The organism is Flavobacterium sp. (assembly GCF_044348915.1).
Lineage (GTDB): Bacteria > Bacteroidota > Bacteroidia > Flavobacteriales > Flavobacteriaceae > Flavobacterium.
Map to the genome: position 1 here is coordinate 24,112 of NZ_JBIKRX010000013.1, position 16,372 is coordinate 40,483.

The following is a 16,372-nucleotide window of genomic DNA, read 5'->3' on the forward strand; positions in this document are numbered from 1 at the left end:
AAAAACAAAAAACAAAAAATGAAACACAAAACTAAATTCGCCTCACTATTACTTATAGTTATGCTATTAAGTTTATTTGTATCGGCTCAACAAAATAAGAAACCAAACATCGTGTTTATTCTAACCGACAACCTTGGTTATGGTGAAATTGGTTGTTATGGAGGAGGACTTACTCGCGGTGCTGCAACTCCCCGCATTGATGCGCTTGCTACACAAGGAATGCGATTACTTAATATGAATATGGAGGCGCAATGTACTCCAAGTCGTTCTAGTTTAATGACAGGACGATGGGCGATTCGTTCAGGAACACATTCTGTTCCTTTTGGTGGTGTGGCAGATGGTCTTACTCAATGGGAAGTGACTATAGGAGAAGCATTATCTGAGGCTGGCTATTCTACAGGATATTATGGTAAATGGCATTTGGGCAGCCACGATGGTCGTTTGCCAAATGATCAAGGATTTGACGAATGGTATGGTATTCCACGTACGACTGATGAATCTCTTTGGCCTACTGCTACAGGATGGTCGCCCGATATAATGCCAGCCGAAATGACAATGGAAGGCAAAAAAGGAGAGAAAAGCACCCCTTTAAAACAATATAATGTTGATGAACGAAGAATTATTGATGCTGAAATAACTAAGCGGTCTATTGCTTTCATTGAAAAACAGTCCAAATCAGGCAATCCTTTCTTTACTTATGTTGCGCTGACACAACCTCATTTGCCAACTTTGCCAAATCCTGCTTTTTCAGGTAAAACAGGCAATGGCGATTGGGCAGATATGCTTGCAGAAATGGATTTTAATGTTGGACAAATTATTGATGCAGTCGAAAAAGCAGGTGAAACAGAAAATACTATTTTTATTTTTACAAGCGACAACGGTGCTGAATTTTTAAAACCGTGGGATGGCTGGTCTGGACCTTGGCGTGGTGCTTATTTCACCGCATTGGAAGGTGGTATGCGTGTACCGTTTATCATTCGTTGGCCCGGCAAAATTGGTGCAGGACATGTCAATAACGAAATTGTACATGGAGTGGATATGTTTGCTACTCTTGCAAAATTTACAGGAGCAAAAGTACCGAGCGACCGTCCAATGGATAGTGATGATCAATCCGACTTTTTTCTCGGCAAAACTCAGAAGTCAGCCCGTGAAGGTTTTCCAATCTGGTGCGCTGAGCGTCTTACTGCAGTAAAATGGCGCAACTGGAAAATGCACTTCCTCCGTCAGGACAATATGTTTGACCCACCAGTAAAGAATCCTGTTCCAGTGATATATAATTTATTTACCGACCCTCGTGAGGAAAAGCCCACTCCGGACTCATGGGTAGTTGGTCCTATGCTAAAAATAGTAGGTGAGTTCGATCAGAGTGTCAAACAATATCCACTTATTTCGATGGGAACACCGGATACTTACGTTCCCCCTTTTGCCAAAATAAATTCTGATAAGAAAGTTAAATAATAAATAAAACTAAATCAACGGTTATCTCCTGATTAATAAATCGCGGATAACCGTTTTTAAAATTAAAAAACAAAAATGAAAAACTTAAATGTCCTGCTACTTATTACAGCATTTTTACTTACCATAGGAACTGCAATAGCACAAGACAAACCAGCCGAAAGTGCAGCGGATTTGGCCAAGAAATTATCCAATCCTATTGCGTCACTTATTAGTGTGCCTTTTCAAAACAATACTGATGTTGGGATTGGTGCTTATAATGGTTCCAGAAACACCTTGAATTTTCAACCTGTAATTCCGATTTCAATTTCTCAAAAATGGAATATGATAAGTAGAGTGGTACTTCCTATTGTTACCCAACAGGACATTATTGCGCCGGGTGTGAAACAAACTGGTTTGAGCGATGCTGTAATCAGTGCTTTTTTCTCTCCTGCGGAAGCTAAAAATGGTTTGACTTGGGGTGTTGGACCTGCAATTTTAGTTCCCACTGCTACTGATAAATTATTGGGAACCGAAAAACTGGGAGTAGGTCCTACAGCCGTAATTTTGAAACAAGCCAATGGTTGGACTTATGGAGCATTGGTAAACCAAATATGGTCAATTGCCGGTAATGACGACAGAGCCGATGTGAATCAAATGTTTCTGCAACCGTTTTTTGTATACAATTGGAAAAGTGGAGCAGGAGTAGGCGGGAATTTTGAAATAACTCAAAATTGGGAAGGGAATACTACCGCTGTATTCTTTAACCCAACTGTAAGTGGAATTACAAAACTCGGGACACAAATGGTACAGTTAGCCATTGGGCCTCGAATTCCTGTATCGATACCAGCGGGAAGCAGACCAGATTTTGGAATTAGGGCAGTTGTGAATTTTGTGTATCCAAAGTAAAATAAAATTACAATGCCTATTTATAACTTAATATATATATATATAACAATGCACTATTTTCCGAAACTACATACTAGCAGATTGAACTTCAGGTTTATAATTTTCCTTTTTTTATGGGGATCTATACCAGCATTTAGTCAAGTCTATACTAATAAGATAATTAAAAAAAATAATGAACAAGTAGTAGATAGTTTAAAAACAATAGATTACCCCTATTCTTTGCCAATTTGGGGCGAAAAGGTGGCGCAAAAAGGCTATCAATTACCCTATTCTGCAGGAGTTTCTGTCAATTATTTTTGGCAGGAATCAAGTCTTGTAATTAATAATTTGGATGTTGGATTCAATAATGGACAACAATACAATTTAGATCAAGTTGTACGGTTCAATACTGCAACAGCAGCAGCTGAGGCCATTAACATTAGACCTGATATTTGGTTACTTCCTTTTTTAAATGTATACGGAATTCTTGGAAAAGTTAACACATCTACCGCAATAGACGCAGGAATATGGGTTCCTGATGGCAATAATAATTGGAGTGAAATATATGATTTTGGTACTAAGGCAAATTTTAATGGTACTACCTTTGGGTTGGGATTGACTCCAACAATTGGAATTGGTGGCGGATGGTTGGCACTTGATATGAATGTAGCTTGGACAGATCTAGCAGAATTAGATAAACCCGCTATGACTTTTGTTTTTGGACCTAGAGTAGGAAGGTCTTTTAAATTACATAAGCCAGAAAGTAACATAACTTTTTGGGCTGGCGCCTTTAGAGTTCATCTTAAAAGTGGTACTGCTGGTTCGTTACCATTGTCTGATTTTATTTATGGTGGCAATGCACAGGCTAAAGTAGATCAGGGCATTTTAAAAGTTGAGGAGAAACAAACTGCAGTTGATGCTTGGTGGAATGGATTGAGCCCTTTACAGCAAGCAAATCCCGTGAATGTTACTAAATATAGTACCGCAAATCGGGCACTTGATGCCGCTGGAAGTTTTTTAGCAGCTATAGATGGTGCTTTGAGTACTGCCGAATCATCGACAGTGCAATATTCACTTGAAAAAGCACCACAAAATGCTTGGAATTTCCTTTTAGGATCACAATATCAATACAATAAACACTTTATGTTAAGAGCGGAGTATGGATTCTTAGGAAGTCGCAAGCAATTTTTAACCAGTCTTCAATACCGATTTGGATTGTAGCTAAAGTATTGTATAATTGAAAAAATTTTACCTAATTATTTCGTTGCTTGTCAGTATGCAATCTGCAAGTTCACAAGTTTTGATTTCTTTACTCTTTGGCGACAAGCTAAATTCTCCAAGAGTTGAGTTTGGTTTAGAAGGAGGAGTCAATTTCTCGAACATTTCTAATCTTGGCGGAGCTGATTCACGAGCTAATTTCAATCTTGGTTTTTATTTTGATTATAAACTTAAAAATCCGTCTTGGCTGGTTAGCACAGGAGTCATTGTAAAATCGACTATGGGTGCTAACGGATTGGCAATCTATCCTTTGAACGATACGAATTTGGATGCCGCTTTTGCTGCAGGTACGATTGACCGTAAAATCAAATATTTTAATGTTCCGATAGCTATTAAATATAAAATAAATCAAAATATTTATGTCAAATCTGGAGTACAGTTGGGCTTATTAAGTAAAGCCTATGATGAGTTGAAAAGTGATTATGAAGGCGAAAATCTAACTTATAAAATTAATATTCGCGACCAATTGCATGTTATTGATGTAGGAATAGCTTTGGGAACTGGATACCGCTTACTAAAGGGGCACGGAATGAATTTGGGAGTTAACTATTATTATGGTTTAGTTTCAGTAAATAAGGGAGATACAAGTCCTAAGCACTACAACCAGTCGTTTTATATAACAGCTGGAATACCGATAGGAAAAGGAAAAGCAGCTCAGAAAAGAACCGAATAAGAAGAATAGTAGTTCAGTAGTATACATCATTTAAAAATAAATAAGTAAAAAATATATTTAATATGAAAGATAAAATTAGGAGGGTATGTCTTTTGGGAAGCTTTGTTTTGACGGCTTGCCTGTTGTTTTCAAATCCTGTGCAAGCCCAAGAAAAAATTGGAAATGAATACCGTCTTATTGTAGTTCCTACCTATCCCATTAGTAAAGATTTTTATATCACTACTTATTTGGGCTATGTCAATAATACCGATAGCAAAATTATTTCAACCTATATAGGACTTCCTGGTTTGTTTGTTTATAAACTTAAAGATAATTTTCAACTTCAGGCTGGGTCTTTTTTAATACTAAATAGCGATAACTCTCCTGCGAATAATGACAATAAAGAAATACGATATGTGTTAGGGGGGAAAATTAACTTGCCTAATTCTTCTAATCTTCATATTTCGAATTGGACTCGATATGAGTTGCGTGATTTTAATTACGATAATAACAGTTTGAATAAGACAAACAACCGAATTCGAAGTCGGTTTGCTATTGAATTTCCTATTGGCAAAAATCCTTGGCAATCCAATTCTTGGTACGGTATTAGTGATTTCGAGTTGTTTTATACCTTTGAAAAAGGGTATTTTGACCGTTTTCGTCAACGTTTTGGTGTTGGTTATATTATTGATAAACAGTGGACTTTGAATTTTGTCTATCATATCCAGTTGGATAGAGCAGCTAAGGATTTGAATCCAGAATGGACGACTAACATTTACAGAGTGGATGTACGTTGGACCATCCCTCACAAAAAACATCAGCCGTTGAACGACTCACCAGATGCCGATTAATGCTGAAAATTAAATTATAATCTTTTCCTCGAGTCGAGTACGTTTTATTTTCCAGCAAAATTTGAACTCGTAAATGACTTATATCTGTATGTTCAATTGTATTATAATTTCGATAGTATATACTTATTGAGTATAAGAAAGAGGAAAGAGAAAAGAAGAAAGAAAACAAACTTTATGTAGACTTTTCAAGCAGGTAAAACCAACTATATAAAGCAACTGTTTTTTTACCTTCAACTCCAGATATTGATTATAGAGAAGTTTGGATAGCGGAAAGTACAAATGTTACTATCCTAGAAATCACTACTAAAGAATTTAAAAATGCTATATTGCTATCAGGCAAAGGAATGAAAACGACAATCTCGACAAAAAAAGAATAAAAACAGTAATAATTAACAATAAATGCACTAATAAATTCTAATTTTAATATTCTAAATTAATACATTATGAAAAAACAAATTTTACTTTTTGGATTATCACTTTTTACGTTAAGTGGTTATGCTCAGCCAGCCAAATCCGATTCGGTTGCTTTACTTCTTATGGATCGTATGAGTGTTTTTATTGGAGAGCTTCAATCGTGTAGTTATACATTAAATGTTGGAGAAGATTTCCATCGTGAAGACAACAGTATGTCAAAAAAATTCAGCGAAGATGAGGTGTATATGGTCGGTCCGAATAAAATGTTAGTTAACAAAAACGGCAGTAAAGGACACCAAAGTTATATGTACAACGGAACTCAATTGGCCTATTATTCGCATGATGAAAACAATTATGCCATTATTGAAGCACCAGATAATATAATAGAAACTATTGATAAAGTAAATGCCGATTATGATTTTGAATTTCCTGCAGCCGACTTCTTTTATCCAGCATTTACTGATGATTTGATTGCTAACAGTAGTCAAATACGCTATTTAGGAAAGTCTGTTGTAAATGGAAAAGAATGTTTTCATATACTAGCCATCGGTAGTGATTTTGACTTTCAATTTTGGATCAGCAATGATGCCTATAATTTGCCAATGAAATTTGTTTATGTATACAAAAATAAAAAAGGTGCACCACAATATGAAGGTACTTTAAGCGGTTGGAAAATAAACCCAGTTTTCCCAGATTCGATGTTTAATTTTCTTCCACCTCCTGGGGCAAAACAAATCACAATAGTATCTAAATCAAAAAACTAAAACTTACAACTATGAAAACAAAAATATATCGTGTCTTAACTTTAGTAATTTTTTTCACATCACTTTTGTTAACAACTGAACAAGCATTGGCACAAAGAGGAAAACACGGTGGTGGAAATCGTGGTGGAGGTGGAGCATCTATGGCTTCAAGGCCATCCCCATCAAGGCAAACGGCATCTAGACCATCGCCATCGAGACAAACTGCATCAAGAGCTCCCTCTGGAGGAGGTGCGCAAACTAGAAATAGAAGCATCAATGGAGGGAGTGTGAAATCTCCTTCGCGATCACCACAGAATAACTATAGTTTAAATAATTCTAATGATAGACCAAAAATTGGAAATAATAATTCAAACGATAGACCTAATATTGGGAATAATAATTCAAATGACATTCCTAAATTAGGAAATAATAATTCAAGAAATGATTCTAAACTTGGTGATAAGAATATTGGTGACAAAAAAAATATTGGGAATAACAATAAAATAGGCAACACCAATAATATAGGTAGCAACAATAAAAACATTAAAAACAATAATGTAAATATTAATGTGGATAGAAGCAAAGACATTAAAATAAACAACAGTCGCAACACTTCTGTTCGACGTAATAATAATATTCGTTACAATAGAGCGCCTTATCACTATGGCGGTTATGGTTATAATTGCTATCACCCCTATCGCTATCATCCGTATCGTCCCTTTATGTGGGGTCCAGTTTGGCATCCATGGGGATTTTTTGTAGCCACTTTAGCCGTTACAGCAGTTGTAGTTAGTGTTGCCAATCAACCCGATCCTTATCATTATGATAATGGAGTATGGTATCAAGCTGGTAATGGAGGCTATACTGCCGTTGCAGCACCAGTAGGAGGAACTGTCGTCAATATTCCTGATGGTGCAGAAACGGTCAATACCGGAACCGTTAATAATTATTATTATGGAGGTACTTATTATGAAAAATCAGATGGAGGCTACACTGTCGTAGAACCTACTGCGGGAACTATTGTAGATCAATTACCAGAAGGTGGTGAAGAAGTAAAAATAGGAGATGTCACTTATGTGAAATTTGGAGAAACCTATTACCAACCAGTAGAAGTGGATGGGGAAAATAAATATGAAATTGCTCTTGTTGAAAAAGACTAATTAAATACTATTGTTACTCGTATTCCAGTGTCGATGCCTGCTAGTGGAAGACCTAATTTTGGAGTGAGAGCCGTGGTGAATTTTGTTTTTCCGAAGTAATATAGAAAATTTGCCAAGGAGTTTTTAGTAAAGAATATACATTGTAAAAATAGTTATCCCGAAAAAGCAGCTAGAATAGTCCAAAAATAAAAGACTATTTGTCTCTCCAGAGGAGTCGCTACGAGGGAGAGTATGGACGCTTTAAAGCTTGACAAACGAAGTCGTACTATTAGATTGAAATATAATTCTGTTTGGTTTTACTCTGTTCAATCGAATAATTAGCAAACGGTCATCATTTAGGTGACCGTTTTTTTTATCGCTTGATGTACCTAATTAAGTTTAAAAGCAGCTAGATTATTATTCTAAAAAATCATCACAATTATTTGGAGTAACTACCATTGTTGTTTTTATGGCATAATTTTCTAAAAAAGTTTTAGAAAATTTTTTGTTTCTATTTTTATCATTCCATTTGAATTCAATTGCCGAAAACTCTCCATCTATTTCTTCTATCCAGTCAATTTCTTGTTGCTGATAGGTTCTCCAAAAATAGCTTCTACCGTGCCATTTTTTATAATTCAACAATTTTGTTCTTTCAGAAATCATAAAATTTTCCCATAACGCTCCTACATCTTGTCTGAATTCTAACGATTTAAAATTTCCAATAATAGTATTTCTAATCCCATTGTCATAAAAATATACTTTTCGTGAACTGTTCATTTCTGTTCTCCTATTTCTGCTTAATGGCAAAACTCTAAAAACCACGTACGCTTTTTCTAACAACGAAATATACTGTTCTACCGTTGCTCTATCTACACCTACGGTTCTTGAAAGTTCATTATAATTAACTTCTGATCCAAGCTGCAAAGCTAAAGCCAACAGTAATTTATCTAAAACTTCGGGTTTTCTAATGCCTTGAAACTGCAATAAATCTTTGTATAAATAGCTGCCAGCTATTTGTTTCAACAAGCTCTCAGCCTCATTTGGATTTGTGATTACCTCAGGATAAGTTCCATAAATGAGATATAATGGTATGTTTTTATGGTTCTGAATAAAGCCAAAATGAGTCTTTAATTCTTGCCAAGAAAAAGCAAATAAATTGTATTCCCATTTTCGACCTGTTAGTGGTTCGTTTATTTGATTTGCAATTTCTAAAGCTGATGAACCGCTTACTACTAATCGCACATTTTGGATTTGATCGTGAATAATTTTTAAAACCAATCCAATGTTAGTTATACGTTGCGCTTCATCAAAAAAAACAGTGGTATAATTGCCAATTATATTGCGGAGTTTGTTTTCGCCTGCATTTTCAAACAATAATCGATCTTCAGTATCGTCACCATTTACAAATAAATAATTTCCTTCTCGTTCGCATAACGAGCGAAGAAGTGTTGTTTTTCCTACTTGGCGTGGTCCTATCAGAATTAATACTTTCCCAGAATTCCATTTTTCTTCAATATTGTTCTTAACAACTCTATCTAAATCTATCATAACAGTACATATTGATTGTAGCAAAGTTACAATTTTTAATATAACTAAGAGATTTAAATCTTAAAAAAATATATAAAATAAATAATTTAATCTACTATTTATATATAAAAAATTGATTAAATGGTTTAAAGTTGTCGTGTTTTTAAACTTGACAGCCCTTTTACTAGGGAGTAGTAAGGTTTAATTTAAGATTTTAGCATCCATTTATAACTTACGGTCATCGCCCAAATAGTGATAGGGCTGTTGTCTTGTTTTTTATACTTTTAGGCCTAAGTAGAATAAAAATAAATTAGGTTTTTAGTCCTTTTTAGACTGTCTAAAACTTGTACTCGCCCTATCAAAAAAGTAAATTTGCAGTCGAAATTAAAAATCACAACTAACACAACTATTTTGAAAACAACTATACTTAAAATACTATTCGTACTATTCCCAGTAGTGCTTTTAGCGCAAACTCCGGCGGTTAAGCCAAAAGAAGTCAATGAGCAGTTCCAGACCTGGGTTTCTTTGAATACAGTAACTAAATTCAGCAAACATTGGGGCGTTGCGGCCGATGCACATATCAGGACCAATGATTTTTTTCAGGACAATAATTTTTTCTTTTTACGAGGAGGGATTGCTTATATTCCAAATTCGAAATTTTCATTTATTGGAGGCTATGCCCATATGTGGTTGGCGCCTAGAAATCCTACTTGGAGCACTTTCTCGGACGAAAACAGACTGTATCAACAAGTGCAAATGATTACCAAACAAGGCAATGTAGCGCTACTTCAACGTATTCGAAATGAGCAACGCTGGCAAGAAATCATAATTAATGATGTGGAAACAGGCGAAAATAGATTCTCCAATCGAGTGCGGTATTTGCTTAGTGCGACTATCCCAGTATTCAAGAATAAAAAAGCCCCATCATTAGTGGTTTCGGATGAATTGTTGGTTCAATTTGGGCAAGATATTGTCCTCAATACTTTTGATCAAAACCGTTTCTTTATTGGAATCAAACAAACGATCAACCCTAAATTGAGTTTTGATTTTGGTTATATGAATGTCTATCAGCAAAAAGCGAACGGATATCAGTACGATATGAATCATACTCTGCGATTGTTCTTTTATATGAGTTCGAGTATAGCACACGCAGATTAATAGCGCTAGATTTCTAAAAAATAGTCGTTTTTATTACTTATTTAAATTCCTTCAAGAGCAACAAAAACTTGGAGGATTTTTTGTTTCTGAAACTTTAGCCTTTTAAAGCTTTCCTTCCACCAGCAATTCATAAATGAGTTCCGAGACATGGGCTTTGCCCGATTTTTTTAAAATGTTTGCCCGATGTGTATTGATGGTGTAGATGCTTAAAAATAGTTTTTCAGCAATCTGTTCCGTGTTCATGCCCGATTCGATCAGTTTTATGATTTCGAATTCACGTTTGGTAAAATTACTACCTTCATTCAACAGGCTATCATCTGGATATTTGAAACGAGAAATATCGTTTCCTGAATAATAATAAAAACCGTATTTGATCTTTTTACACCAATCAATGTTGGTGTGAACTTGCAGGATATATAACGTTTTATGGGGTATTTCGCTATAGAATAAATAACATTGAAAAAGTGTTTCAGAATATTTCCCCTCTGGATTTAGTAATTTCATATTGGTTGAAAATAATGAATATCCGCTTTTAGCAGCAAGAAGATCATTGGCAATACAAATCAACTTAGCCCAACCCTTAGTATTTCTATGTACCTCGTCAGGATGGGCAGCTTCTATATTATGGTATGGATTCAGTTCTTTGGGATCAACACCAATCATATCCATACTTCGCTTACTTGTAAAAAGAATCTTTCCCTGCAAAAGATCAGCAACAAAGAAATACTGATTATGGATTTTTGTCGATTGCTCTAAATCAAATAACAAAGGGTCATTAGGATCGATTCCATTGAAGCCTATAGGTAAAAAGTCATCAATGAATTTGTGAAATAATCTATAGTATTAATTGTCAGTCATTTATTAGTTGGTTGATGGTTTGTGCTTATTTTATAAAAAAGCTAATTTACAAATATACGGATTAGTAAGTATTTTTTTAGGGTTTAATTTTGTTTAAATTTGATAGTAATATAATTGAGATAAATCGTATAAATATTTTTTACTTTCAAAAAAGCGAATCTGTCAGAAGCCCCATTAAATAAAATTGAAATAGAGTATTAATTACTAAAACTAAGAACTCAATGATTTTTTTAGAACTTGCCGTTTTATTAATCTGCATTTTTATTGGTTCCCGAATGTCTGGCATTGGTCTGGGTGTGATGGGAATGATTGGGCTTTTAATTCTACTCTTTGTATTCGGAATGCAGCCTGCCGATCCTCCACTTGAGGTGATGTTAATTATTTTGAGCGTAGTCACCGCTGCAGCCGCTTTGCAAGCTGCGGGAGGTATGGATTATTTGGTTAATGTAGCCGCCAAAATACTACGCAGTCATCCTGGACAAATTACTATTTTAGGGCCATTTGTCACTTATTTTTTTACTCTTTTTGCAGGAACTGCCCATATTTCCTATTCCATTTTACCCATTATTGCTGAGGTTGCTACAAAAGCCAGAGTGCGTCCAGAACGCGCTTTGAGTATGAGTGTTACGGCGGCTCATATGGGCATTACTTCCAGTCCAGTTTCGGCGGCAACAGCTGCTTTGCTTACGGTTTTGGTTTCGAGTGGGATAAAATTGGCTGACATCCTTATGATTTGTATTCCTGCTTCGTTGATAGGTATTTTTGTTGGAATTCTTTTTGTTCTAAAAAGAGACAAGGAACTAGATGAAGACCCTGAATTTATCGAAAAGATGCAAGATCCTGTATTTGCTCAAAGTATTACTGGTTCCTCACAAGATACTGAAATTGCACTTAAACCCGGAGCTGTTAATTCGGTTGTGATTTTTGGTTTGGCTGTATTAGCGGTTGTTTTACTGGGTTCTTTTCCTTCCATAATACCTGAATTTTCAGGGAGTCAGGGCTTCACACCTAATTTTGCTGTGAATGCTTCCGGTCAAGTTCAAATTCCTTCTATGATTATGATGCTCATGCTTGCTGCGGCTGGTTTTATTATACTTTTTGCCAACACTACTGCATCCGAAGTTACTAAAGCTAGTCTTTTTGCTTCAGCAGGTCAAGCTACCATTGCCGTTTTTGGTGTGGTTTGGATGAGTGGCACTTTTATGCAATACAATTATGTAATTATAAAAAACACTTTAGGCGAATTGGTTACCGCTTATCCTTGGTCTTTTGCGATTGCTTTGTTTGTACTGAGTATTTTACTTTTCAGTCAAGCTGCTACCACAAAAGCTTTGATGCCATTGGGATTGTCTTTAGGAATAGCTCCTGCCTTTTTGATAGGTATTTTCCCAGCTGTAAATGGTCACTTTTTTATACCGGGCTATCCAACCTTACTAACAGCTATACAATTTGACCGAACAGGAACCACCAAAATAGGGAAGTACGTGCTGAATCATAGCTTTATGTTACCTGGAATTGTGACTACAGTGGCGACAGTTATTGCGGGTTTAATTTTACAATCAATTATATTATAAATCTCTAAATACTAACAACATGAAAAGAATTTTATTTTTAGCAACGATTCTCTTTTTCGGAATCAGTTCTTTTGCTCAGTTTCGCATCGAAAAAGATTTGTTGGGCGAAAAACAAATTCCCGACAAAGCCTATTATGGTGTACAAACCGCACGAGCATTAGAGAATTTCCAGATTAGTGGTGTAGAAACTAATTTTTATCCAGATTATGTAAAGGCGTACGCTATGGTAAAATTGGCAGCAGCCCGAGCTAATTTTGAAGTAGGCAGAATGAAAAAAGACCGATTTGATGCCATTGAAAAAGCCTGTAAAGCGGTTATGGATGGCAAATATCACGACCAGTTTCTGACCGACCTTTATCAAGGTGGTGCTGGAACCTCAGCCAATATGAACGCCAATGAGGTTTTGGCCAATATAGGTTTAGAACTCACAGGTCATAAAAAAGGAGAATACAAATACCTTGAACCTCACGATGACTTGAATATGGGACAATCTACCAATGATGTGTATCCAACGGCTATTCACGTGGCTATTCTGCTTCATAATGACAAAGTAGTCAAAGAAGCCAAAGCATTGGCGGCAGCATTTCACAAAAAAGGAGATCAATACAGCAAAGTACTCAAAATGGGTCGTACCGAAGGTCAGGATGCTGTGCCAATGACAGTAGGTCAGGAGTTTCATGGTTTTGGGCACCAATTAGACGCTGCTATTGAAGCGTTGGTTCATTCTGAATCCTATCTGTATGAAGAAAATATGGGGGCAACTGCTATTGGAACTGGTATTACTGCCTCACCAGGTTATGCCGAGAAATGTGCTGTTCAATTGGCTAAAATTACCGGAAAACCAATGAAATTGAGTTCCGATTTGATAGCAGCAACTTCCAGTATGCAAGGTTTTGTGATGTATTCTTCGGCTTTGAAAAATTTCGCTGTCACTTTATCCAAAATTAGTAGTGACCTCATCTTTTTAGCTTCTGGACCACGAACTGGTATTTTCGAAATTAATTTACCCGCTTTGCAACCCGGCTCTTCTATTATGCCCGGAAAAGTAAATCCGGTGATGCTCGAATTAATGAATCAAATTTGCTATAAAATTGTAGGGAATGATGCCACTGTTACCATCGCTTCACGAGATGGGTTGCTTCAACTAAATGCGTATGAACCCGTTGTGGCTGTGGCTATTTTCGAATCTCAAGCGTTGTTGTTTAAAACTATGCCTTTGTTCCGCACCAATTGTATCGATGGAATCACTGTAAACGAAGCCACTTTGAAACGTTATATGGAACGTAGTGTGGGAACTGTAACCGCTTTGAACCCCATTTTGGGATATGAAAAAACTACGGAATTGGCCAAAGAAGCTTTGGAAACCAATAAAGGAATTCTGGAACTGATTCGCGAGAAAAAATTACTCACCGAAGAACAGATTAAAGATTTTATGGATCCAATTAAAATGACCAGTCCACAATAAATTTATTAATACATTAATTAAAAACTAAAACTATGAAAACAATGAAATTTAATTTTAGAAACGTACTCATCGCTGTAATGCTTTGTGCAAGCATTTTGGGATTTGGACAAGCCAAACTCCCTAATATTGTGATACTTGCTACTGGCGGAACTATTGCAGGAGCAGGAGCAAGTTCGACTGGATCGGCTTATACTTTTGGTCAAGTTAAAATTGAAGCTATGATAGATGCGGTGCCTAATATCAGGAAATTAGCCAATTTAAGAGGGGAACAAACTGCCAATGTCGGTTCACAAGATATGAGTGTGAAAGTTTGGCTGGATTTGGCCAATCGAATCAATGAACTTTTGAAAAGTGCAGCTGTTGACGGTATCGTAATTACTCACGGAACCGATACTCAAGAGGAAACTGCTTATTTTTTGAATTTGGTTGTAAAAAGTGACAAACCTGTGGTATTAACTGGTTCTATGCGTCCTTCCACCGCTTTGAGCGCTGATGGTCCTTTGAATATGTATAATGCTGTGGCATTGGCTGCTAATCCAAATGCCAAAGGATATGGTGTAATGGTTGTTATGAATGATGACATTCACGCTGCTAGAGATGTGAAAAAGATGTTTTCAACACCCGTACACACCTTTCAGTCTCCACAAGAAGGATTGATAGGAACCGTAATTTTTGGTGAAGTTTTATTCTTCCACAAACCATCTGGTCGTCATACTACCAATAGTGAGTTTTCAGTTGATGGATTGAAATCATTGCCAAGAGTTGATATTGTTTACGGTTGTGCCGATATGTCCACAGATTTGATTGATATCATGGTTAAAGCTGGTGCCAAAGGAATTGTGATTGCAGGTGTTGGTGATGGTAATATGAATGCGGGAACTTTAGAAGCAATGAAGAGAGCAACGAAGGCAGGAATTCCAGTAGTAAGAGCAACACGAGTTCCGATCGGTGCCGTTTTGATTAAAGGGGAAGTTGTTGATACTGATTACGGAAGTGTGTCTTCGGATGAGTTGAATCCTCAAAAAGCAAGAATACTGCTAATGTTGGCTTTATCAAAAAATAGAAGCAGAGACGATTTACAAAAACTATTTATTGAGTACTAACTAAATAAGAATGTTATGAAAAAAATCTATAGTTTGCTATTTGCAATAGCGGTTGTTTTGCTTCCAGTAGCTCTAAAGGCACAAACGCAGGAGGGCGATACAATCACCTATAAAACCTTAATTCCTGCTGCCAAGCAAGGTTTGCTAAAAAATATGAGTATGATTGCCAATATGCAATTTTCAGAGCAAAATGAGTTTGTAGATGGTGATTATTCGGCTTCTAAATTTAAAATGAATCAGTTTCGGTTGGAGTTTAAAGGGCAAGTTCACGAAAAAGTCTATTTCCGTTTCCGTGACCGCTATACTCGTGCACAAACTTCGGAATCTATTGATAATTTAAGTCGTTCCGTTGATTTGGCTTTTATCCGTGTGGATGCCTCCAAGAAATTGAGTTTTACTCTTGGTAAGATGTGTGCCGCTTGGGGCGGATTTGAGTTCGATTATAATCCCATAGAAATTTATGAGTATTCAGATATTATTGAGCAAGCCGATAACTTTCTAACAGGAGTTGGAGCCACCTATCAGGTGAATAAAAACAATTCCTTTACCCTACAAGTATTGGACTCTAGAACCAAAACTTTTGAAGAATTGTATGGCGAACAACCCTATTTTACGGAGTCAAAAGCACCACTGGCTTTTGTGGCCAACTGGACTGGAAGTCTTTTTGACGGAAAGTTGAAAACAATGTGGGGCTATGCATTGCATACCGAAGCGAAAAATACCTTTATGAATTATATAGCGTTGGGTCAAGAACTAACCCTTGGCAAATTGGTAGTTGCTTATGATTTCAAGTTGAGTGTTGAAGACTTGGACAGAACTGGAATAGTAAGCGCTACAGTTCCGGATTCGCTTTATCCTTGGGCATTAGTAGATACAGAGTATATTGGGCATTGGATGCACATTCATTATCGATTAAATGATAAAATTAATTTATCCTTGATTGGGATGATGGATATTGCAAATTGGCAAAATGATGACTTAGATCCTTTGAAAACAGACAATCATATTCGAACCGCTTGGGGATATATTCCTTCGGTGGAATATTATCCTTGGAAAGATTTGAATTTGAAGTTTTTTGTCAATGTTGTAGGTCGTATCTATGATTATTCTGATTATGCTTCAACTCGATTTGGTGTAGCGGATTACAATACCGCTCGTATTTCAGTTGGTTTTATAGCACCATTGGGCATATTTTAATAAAAGAAAGGATTTTGGTTAGTTTGGTTAGGCCAGAAGTGGTTTTTAAGAAAGTAAACATTTTTTGATTTTAATTAGTATCATTAATTGT

At 36.2% G+C, this 16,372-nt stretch carries 14 protein-coding genes; 12 read left to right on the plus strand and 2 right to left on the minus strand.

What is annotated here, in order from left to right; translation table 11 throughout:
- Positions 1–18 precede the first annotated feature (18 nt).
- The 7 genes from ACIQ1E_RS03950 to ACIQ1E_RS03980 all read left to right on the plus strand — a co-directional run bounded on the left by ACIQ1E_RS03950 (position 19) and on the right by ACIQ1E_RS03980 (position 7,420).
- Positions 19–1,458, plus strand: a complete 1,440-nt coding sequence (locus tag ACIQ1E_RS03950) for an arylsulfatase (protein WP_396168882.1) — start codon at positions 19–21, stop codon at positions 1,456–1,458.
- Positions 1,459–1,533: 75 nt separating this feature from the next.
- Positions 1,534–2,343, plus strand: a complete 810-nt coding sequence (locus ACIQ1E_RS03955; RefSeq protein ID WP_396168884.1) for a hypothetical protein — start codon at positions 1,534–1,536, stop codon at positions 2,341–2,343.
- A gap of 48 nt (positions 2,344–2,391) precedes the next feature.
- Positions 2,392–3,543: a hypothetical protein gene (locus ACIQ1E_RS03960; protein WP_396168886.1), complete on the plus strand. Its 1,152-nt coding sequence runs from the start codon at positions 2,392–2,394 to the stop codon at positions 3,541–3,543.
- Between the two features lie 16 nt (positions 3,544–3,559).
- Positions 3,560–4,273, plus strand: coding sequence for a porin family protein (locus ACIQ1E_RS03965; RefSeq protein ID WP_396168887.1), 714 nt, complete (start codon positions 3,560–3,562; stop codon positions 4,271–4,273).
- A 62-nt stretch (positions 4,274–4,335) separates the two neighbouring features.
- Positions 4,336–5,103, plus strand: a complete 768-nt coding sequence (locus tag ACIQ1E_RS03970) for a DUF2490 domain-containing protein (RefSeq protein ID WP_396168889.1) — start codon at positions 4,336–4,338, stop codon at positions 5,101–5,103.
- Positions 5,104–5,546: 443 nt separating this feature from the next.
- On the plus strand, positions 5,547–6,281 hold the full coding sequence (locus tag ACIQ1E_RS03975) for a DUF2092 domain-containing protein (RefSeq protein WP_396168891.1): 735 nt from the start codon (positions 5,547–5,549) through the stop codon (positions 6,279–6,281).
- An 11-nt stretch (positions 6,282–6,292) separates the two neighbouring features.
- Positions 6,293–7,420, plus strand: a complete 1,128-nt coding sequence (locus ACIQ1E_RS03980; RefSeq protein WP_396168893.1) for a DUF6515 family protein — start codon at positions 6,293–6,295, stop codon at positions 7,418–7,420.
- 396 nt (positions 7,421–7,816) lie between these two features.
- Here the strand turns inward: ACIQ1E_RS03980 and ACIQ1E_RS03985 are convergent, their stop codons facing one another.
- Entirely contained in the window at positions 7,817–8,947 is a 1,131-nt protein-coding gene (locus ACIQ1E_RS03985) for an ATP-binding protein (protein WP_396168895.1), read from the minus strand.
- Between the two features lie 390 nt (positions 8,948–9,337).
- Here ACIQ1E_RS03985 and ACIQ1E_RS03990 point away from each other — a divergent pair, with 390 nt between their 5' ends.
- Positions 9,338–10,084, plus strand: coding sequence for a DUF2490 domain-containing protein (locus ACIQ1E_RS03990; protein WP_396168897.1), 747 nt, complete (start codon positions 9,338–9,340; stop codon positions 10,082–10,084).
- Between the two features lie 102 nt (positions 10,085–10,186).
- On the opposite strand, the gene ACIQ1E_RS03995 is transcribed toward ACIQ1E_RS03990, so the two are convergent.
- Positions 10,187–10,852 carry a LuxR C-terminal-related transcriptional regulator gene (locus tag ACIQ1E_RS03995; RefSeq protein ID WP_396168899.1) on the minus strand — a complete coding sequence of 222 codons (666 nt, stop codon included), beginning with the start codon at positions 10,850–10,852 and terminating at the stop codon, positions 10,187–10,189.
- A gap of 311 nt (positions 10,853–11,163) precedes the next feature.
- On the opposite strand from ACIQ1E_RS03995, the gene ACIQ1E_RS04000 reads away from it, so the two are divergent.
- From ACIQ1E_RS04000 to ACIQ1E_RS04015, 4 genes are read left to right on the plus strand one after another with little or no spacing between them, the layout of a single operon-like run.
- Entirely contained in the window at positions 11,164–12,516 is a 1,353-nt protein-coding gene (locus ACIQ1E_RS04000; protein WP_396168901.1) for an anaerobic C4-dicarboxylate transporter family protein, read from the plus strand.
- 19 nt (positions 12,517–12,535) lie between these two features.
- Complete coding sequence (locus ACIQ1E_RS04005; RefSeq protein ID WP_396168903.1) at positions 12,536–13,981, plus strand: aspartate ammonia-lyase; 1,446 nt, start codon at positions 12,536–12,538, stop codon at positions 13,979–13,981.
- A 32-nt stretch (positions 13,982–14,013) separates the two neighbouring features.
- Positions 14,014–15,084: a type II asparaginase gene (locus ACIQ1E_RS04010; RefSeq protein ID WP_396168905.1), complete on the plus strand. Its 1,071-nt coding sequence runs from the start codon at positions 14,014–14,016 to the stop codon at positions 15,082–15,084.
- A gap of 15 nt (positions 15,085–15,099) precedes the next feature.
- A complete protein-coding gene (locus ACIQ1E_RS04015) occupies positions 15,100–16,281 on the plus strand; it encodes a porin (protein ID WP_396168907.1) in 1,182 nt (393 codons plus the stop codon).
- The last annotated feature ends 91 nt before the right edge of the window (positions 16,282–16,372 follow it).

Bases quoted from the DNA above. Each gene is read 5' to 3' on its own strand.
- ACIQ1E_RS03950 (WP_396168882.1), top strand. From the start codon at position 19: ATGAAACACAAAACTAAATTCGCCTCACTATTACTTATAGTTATGCTA.
- ACIQ1E_RS03955 (WP_396168884.1), top strand. From the start codon at position 1,534: ATGAAAAACTTAAATGTCCTGCTACTTATTACAGCATTTTTACTTACC.
- ACIQ1E_RS03960 (WP_396168886.1), top strand. From the start codon at position 2,392: ATGCACTATTTTCCGAAACTACATACTAGCAGATTGAACTTCAGGTTT.
- ACIQ1E_RS03970 (WP_396168889.1), top strand. From the start codon at position 4,336: ATGAAAGATAAAATTAGGAGGGTATGTCTTTTGGGAAGCTTTGTTTTG.
- ACIQ1E_RS03975 (WP_396168891.1), top strand. From the start codon at position 5,547: ATGAAAAAACAAATTTTACTTTTTGGATTATCACTTTTTACGTTAAGT.
- ACIQ1E_RS03980 (WP_396168893.1), top strand. From the start codon at position 6,293: ATGAAAACAAAAATATATCGTGTCTTAACTTTAGTAATTTTTTTCACA.
- ACIQ1E_RS03985 (WP_396168895.1), bottom strand. From the start codon at position 8,947: ATGATAGATTTAGATAGAGTTGTTAAGAACAATATTGAAGAAAAATGG.
- ACIQ1E_RS04000 (WP_396168901.1), top strand. From the start codon at position 11,164: ATGATTTTTTTAGAACTTGCCGTTTTATTAATCTGCATTTTTATTGGT.
- ACIQ1E_RS04005 (WP_396168903.1), top strand. From the start codon at position 12,536: ATGAAAAGAATTTTATTTTTAGCAACGATTCTCTTTTTCGGAATCAGT.
- ACIQ1E_RS04010 (WP_396168905.1), top strand. From the start codon at position 14,014: ATGAAAACAATGAAATTTAATTTTAGAAACGTACTCATCGCTGTAATG.
- ACIQ1E_RS04015 (WP_396168907.1), top strand. From the start codon at position 15,100: ATGAAAAAAATCTATAGTTTGCTATTTGCAATAGCGGTTGTTTTGCTT.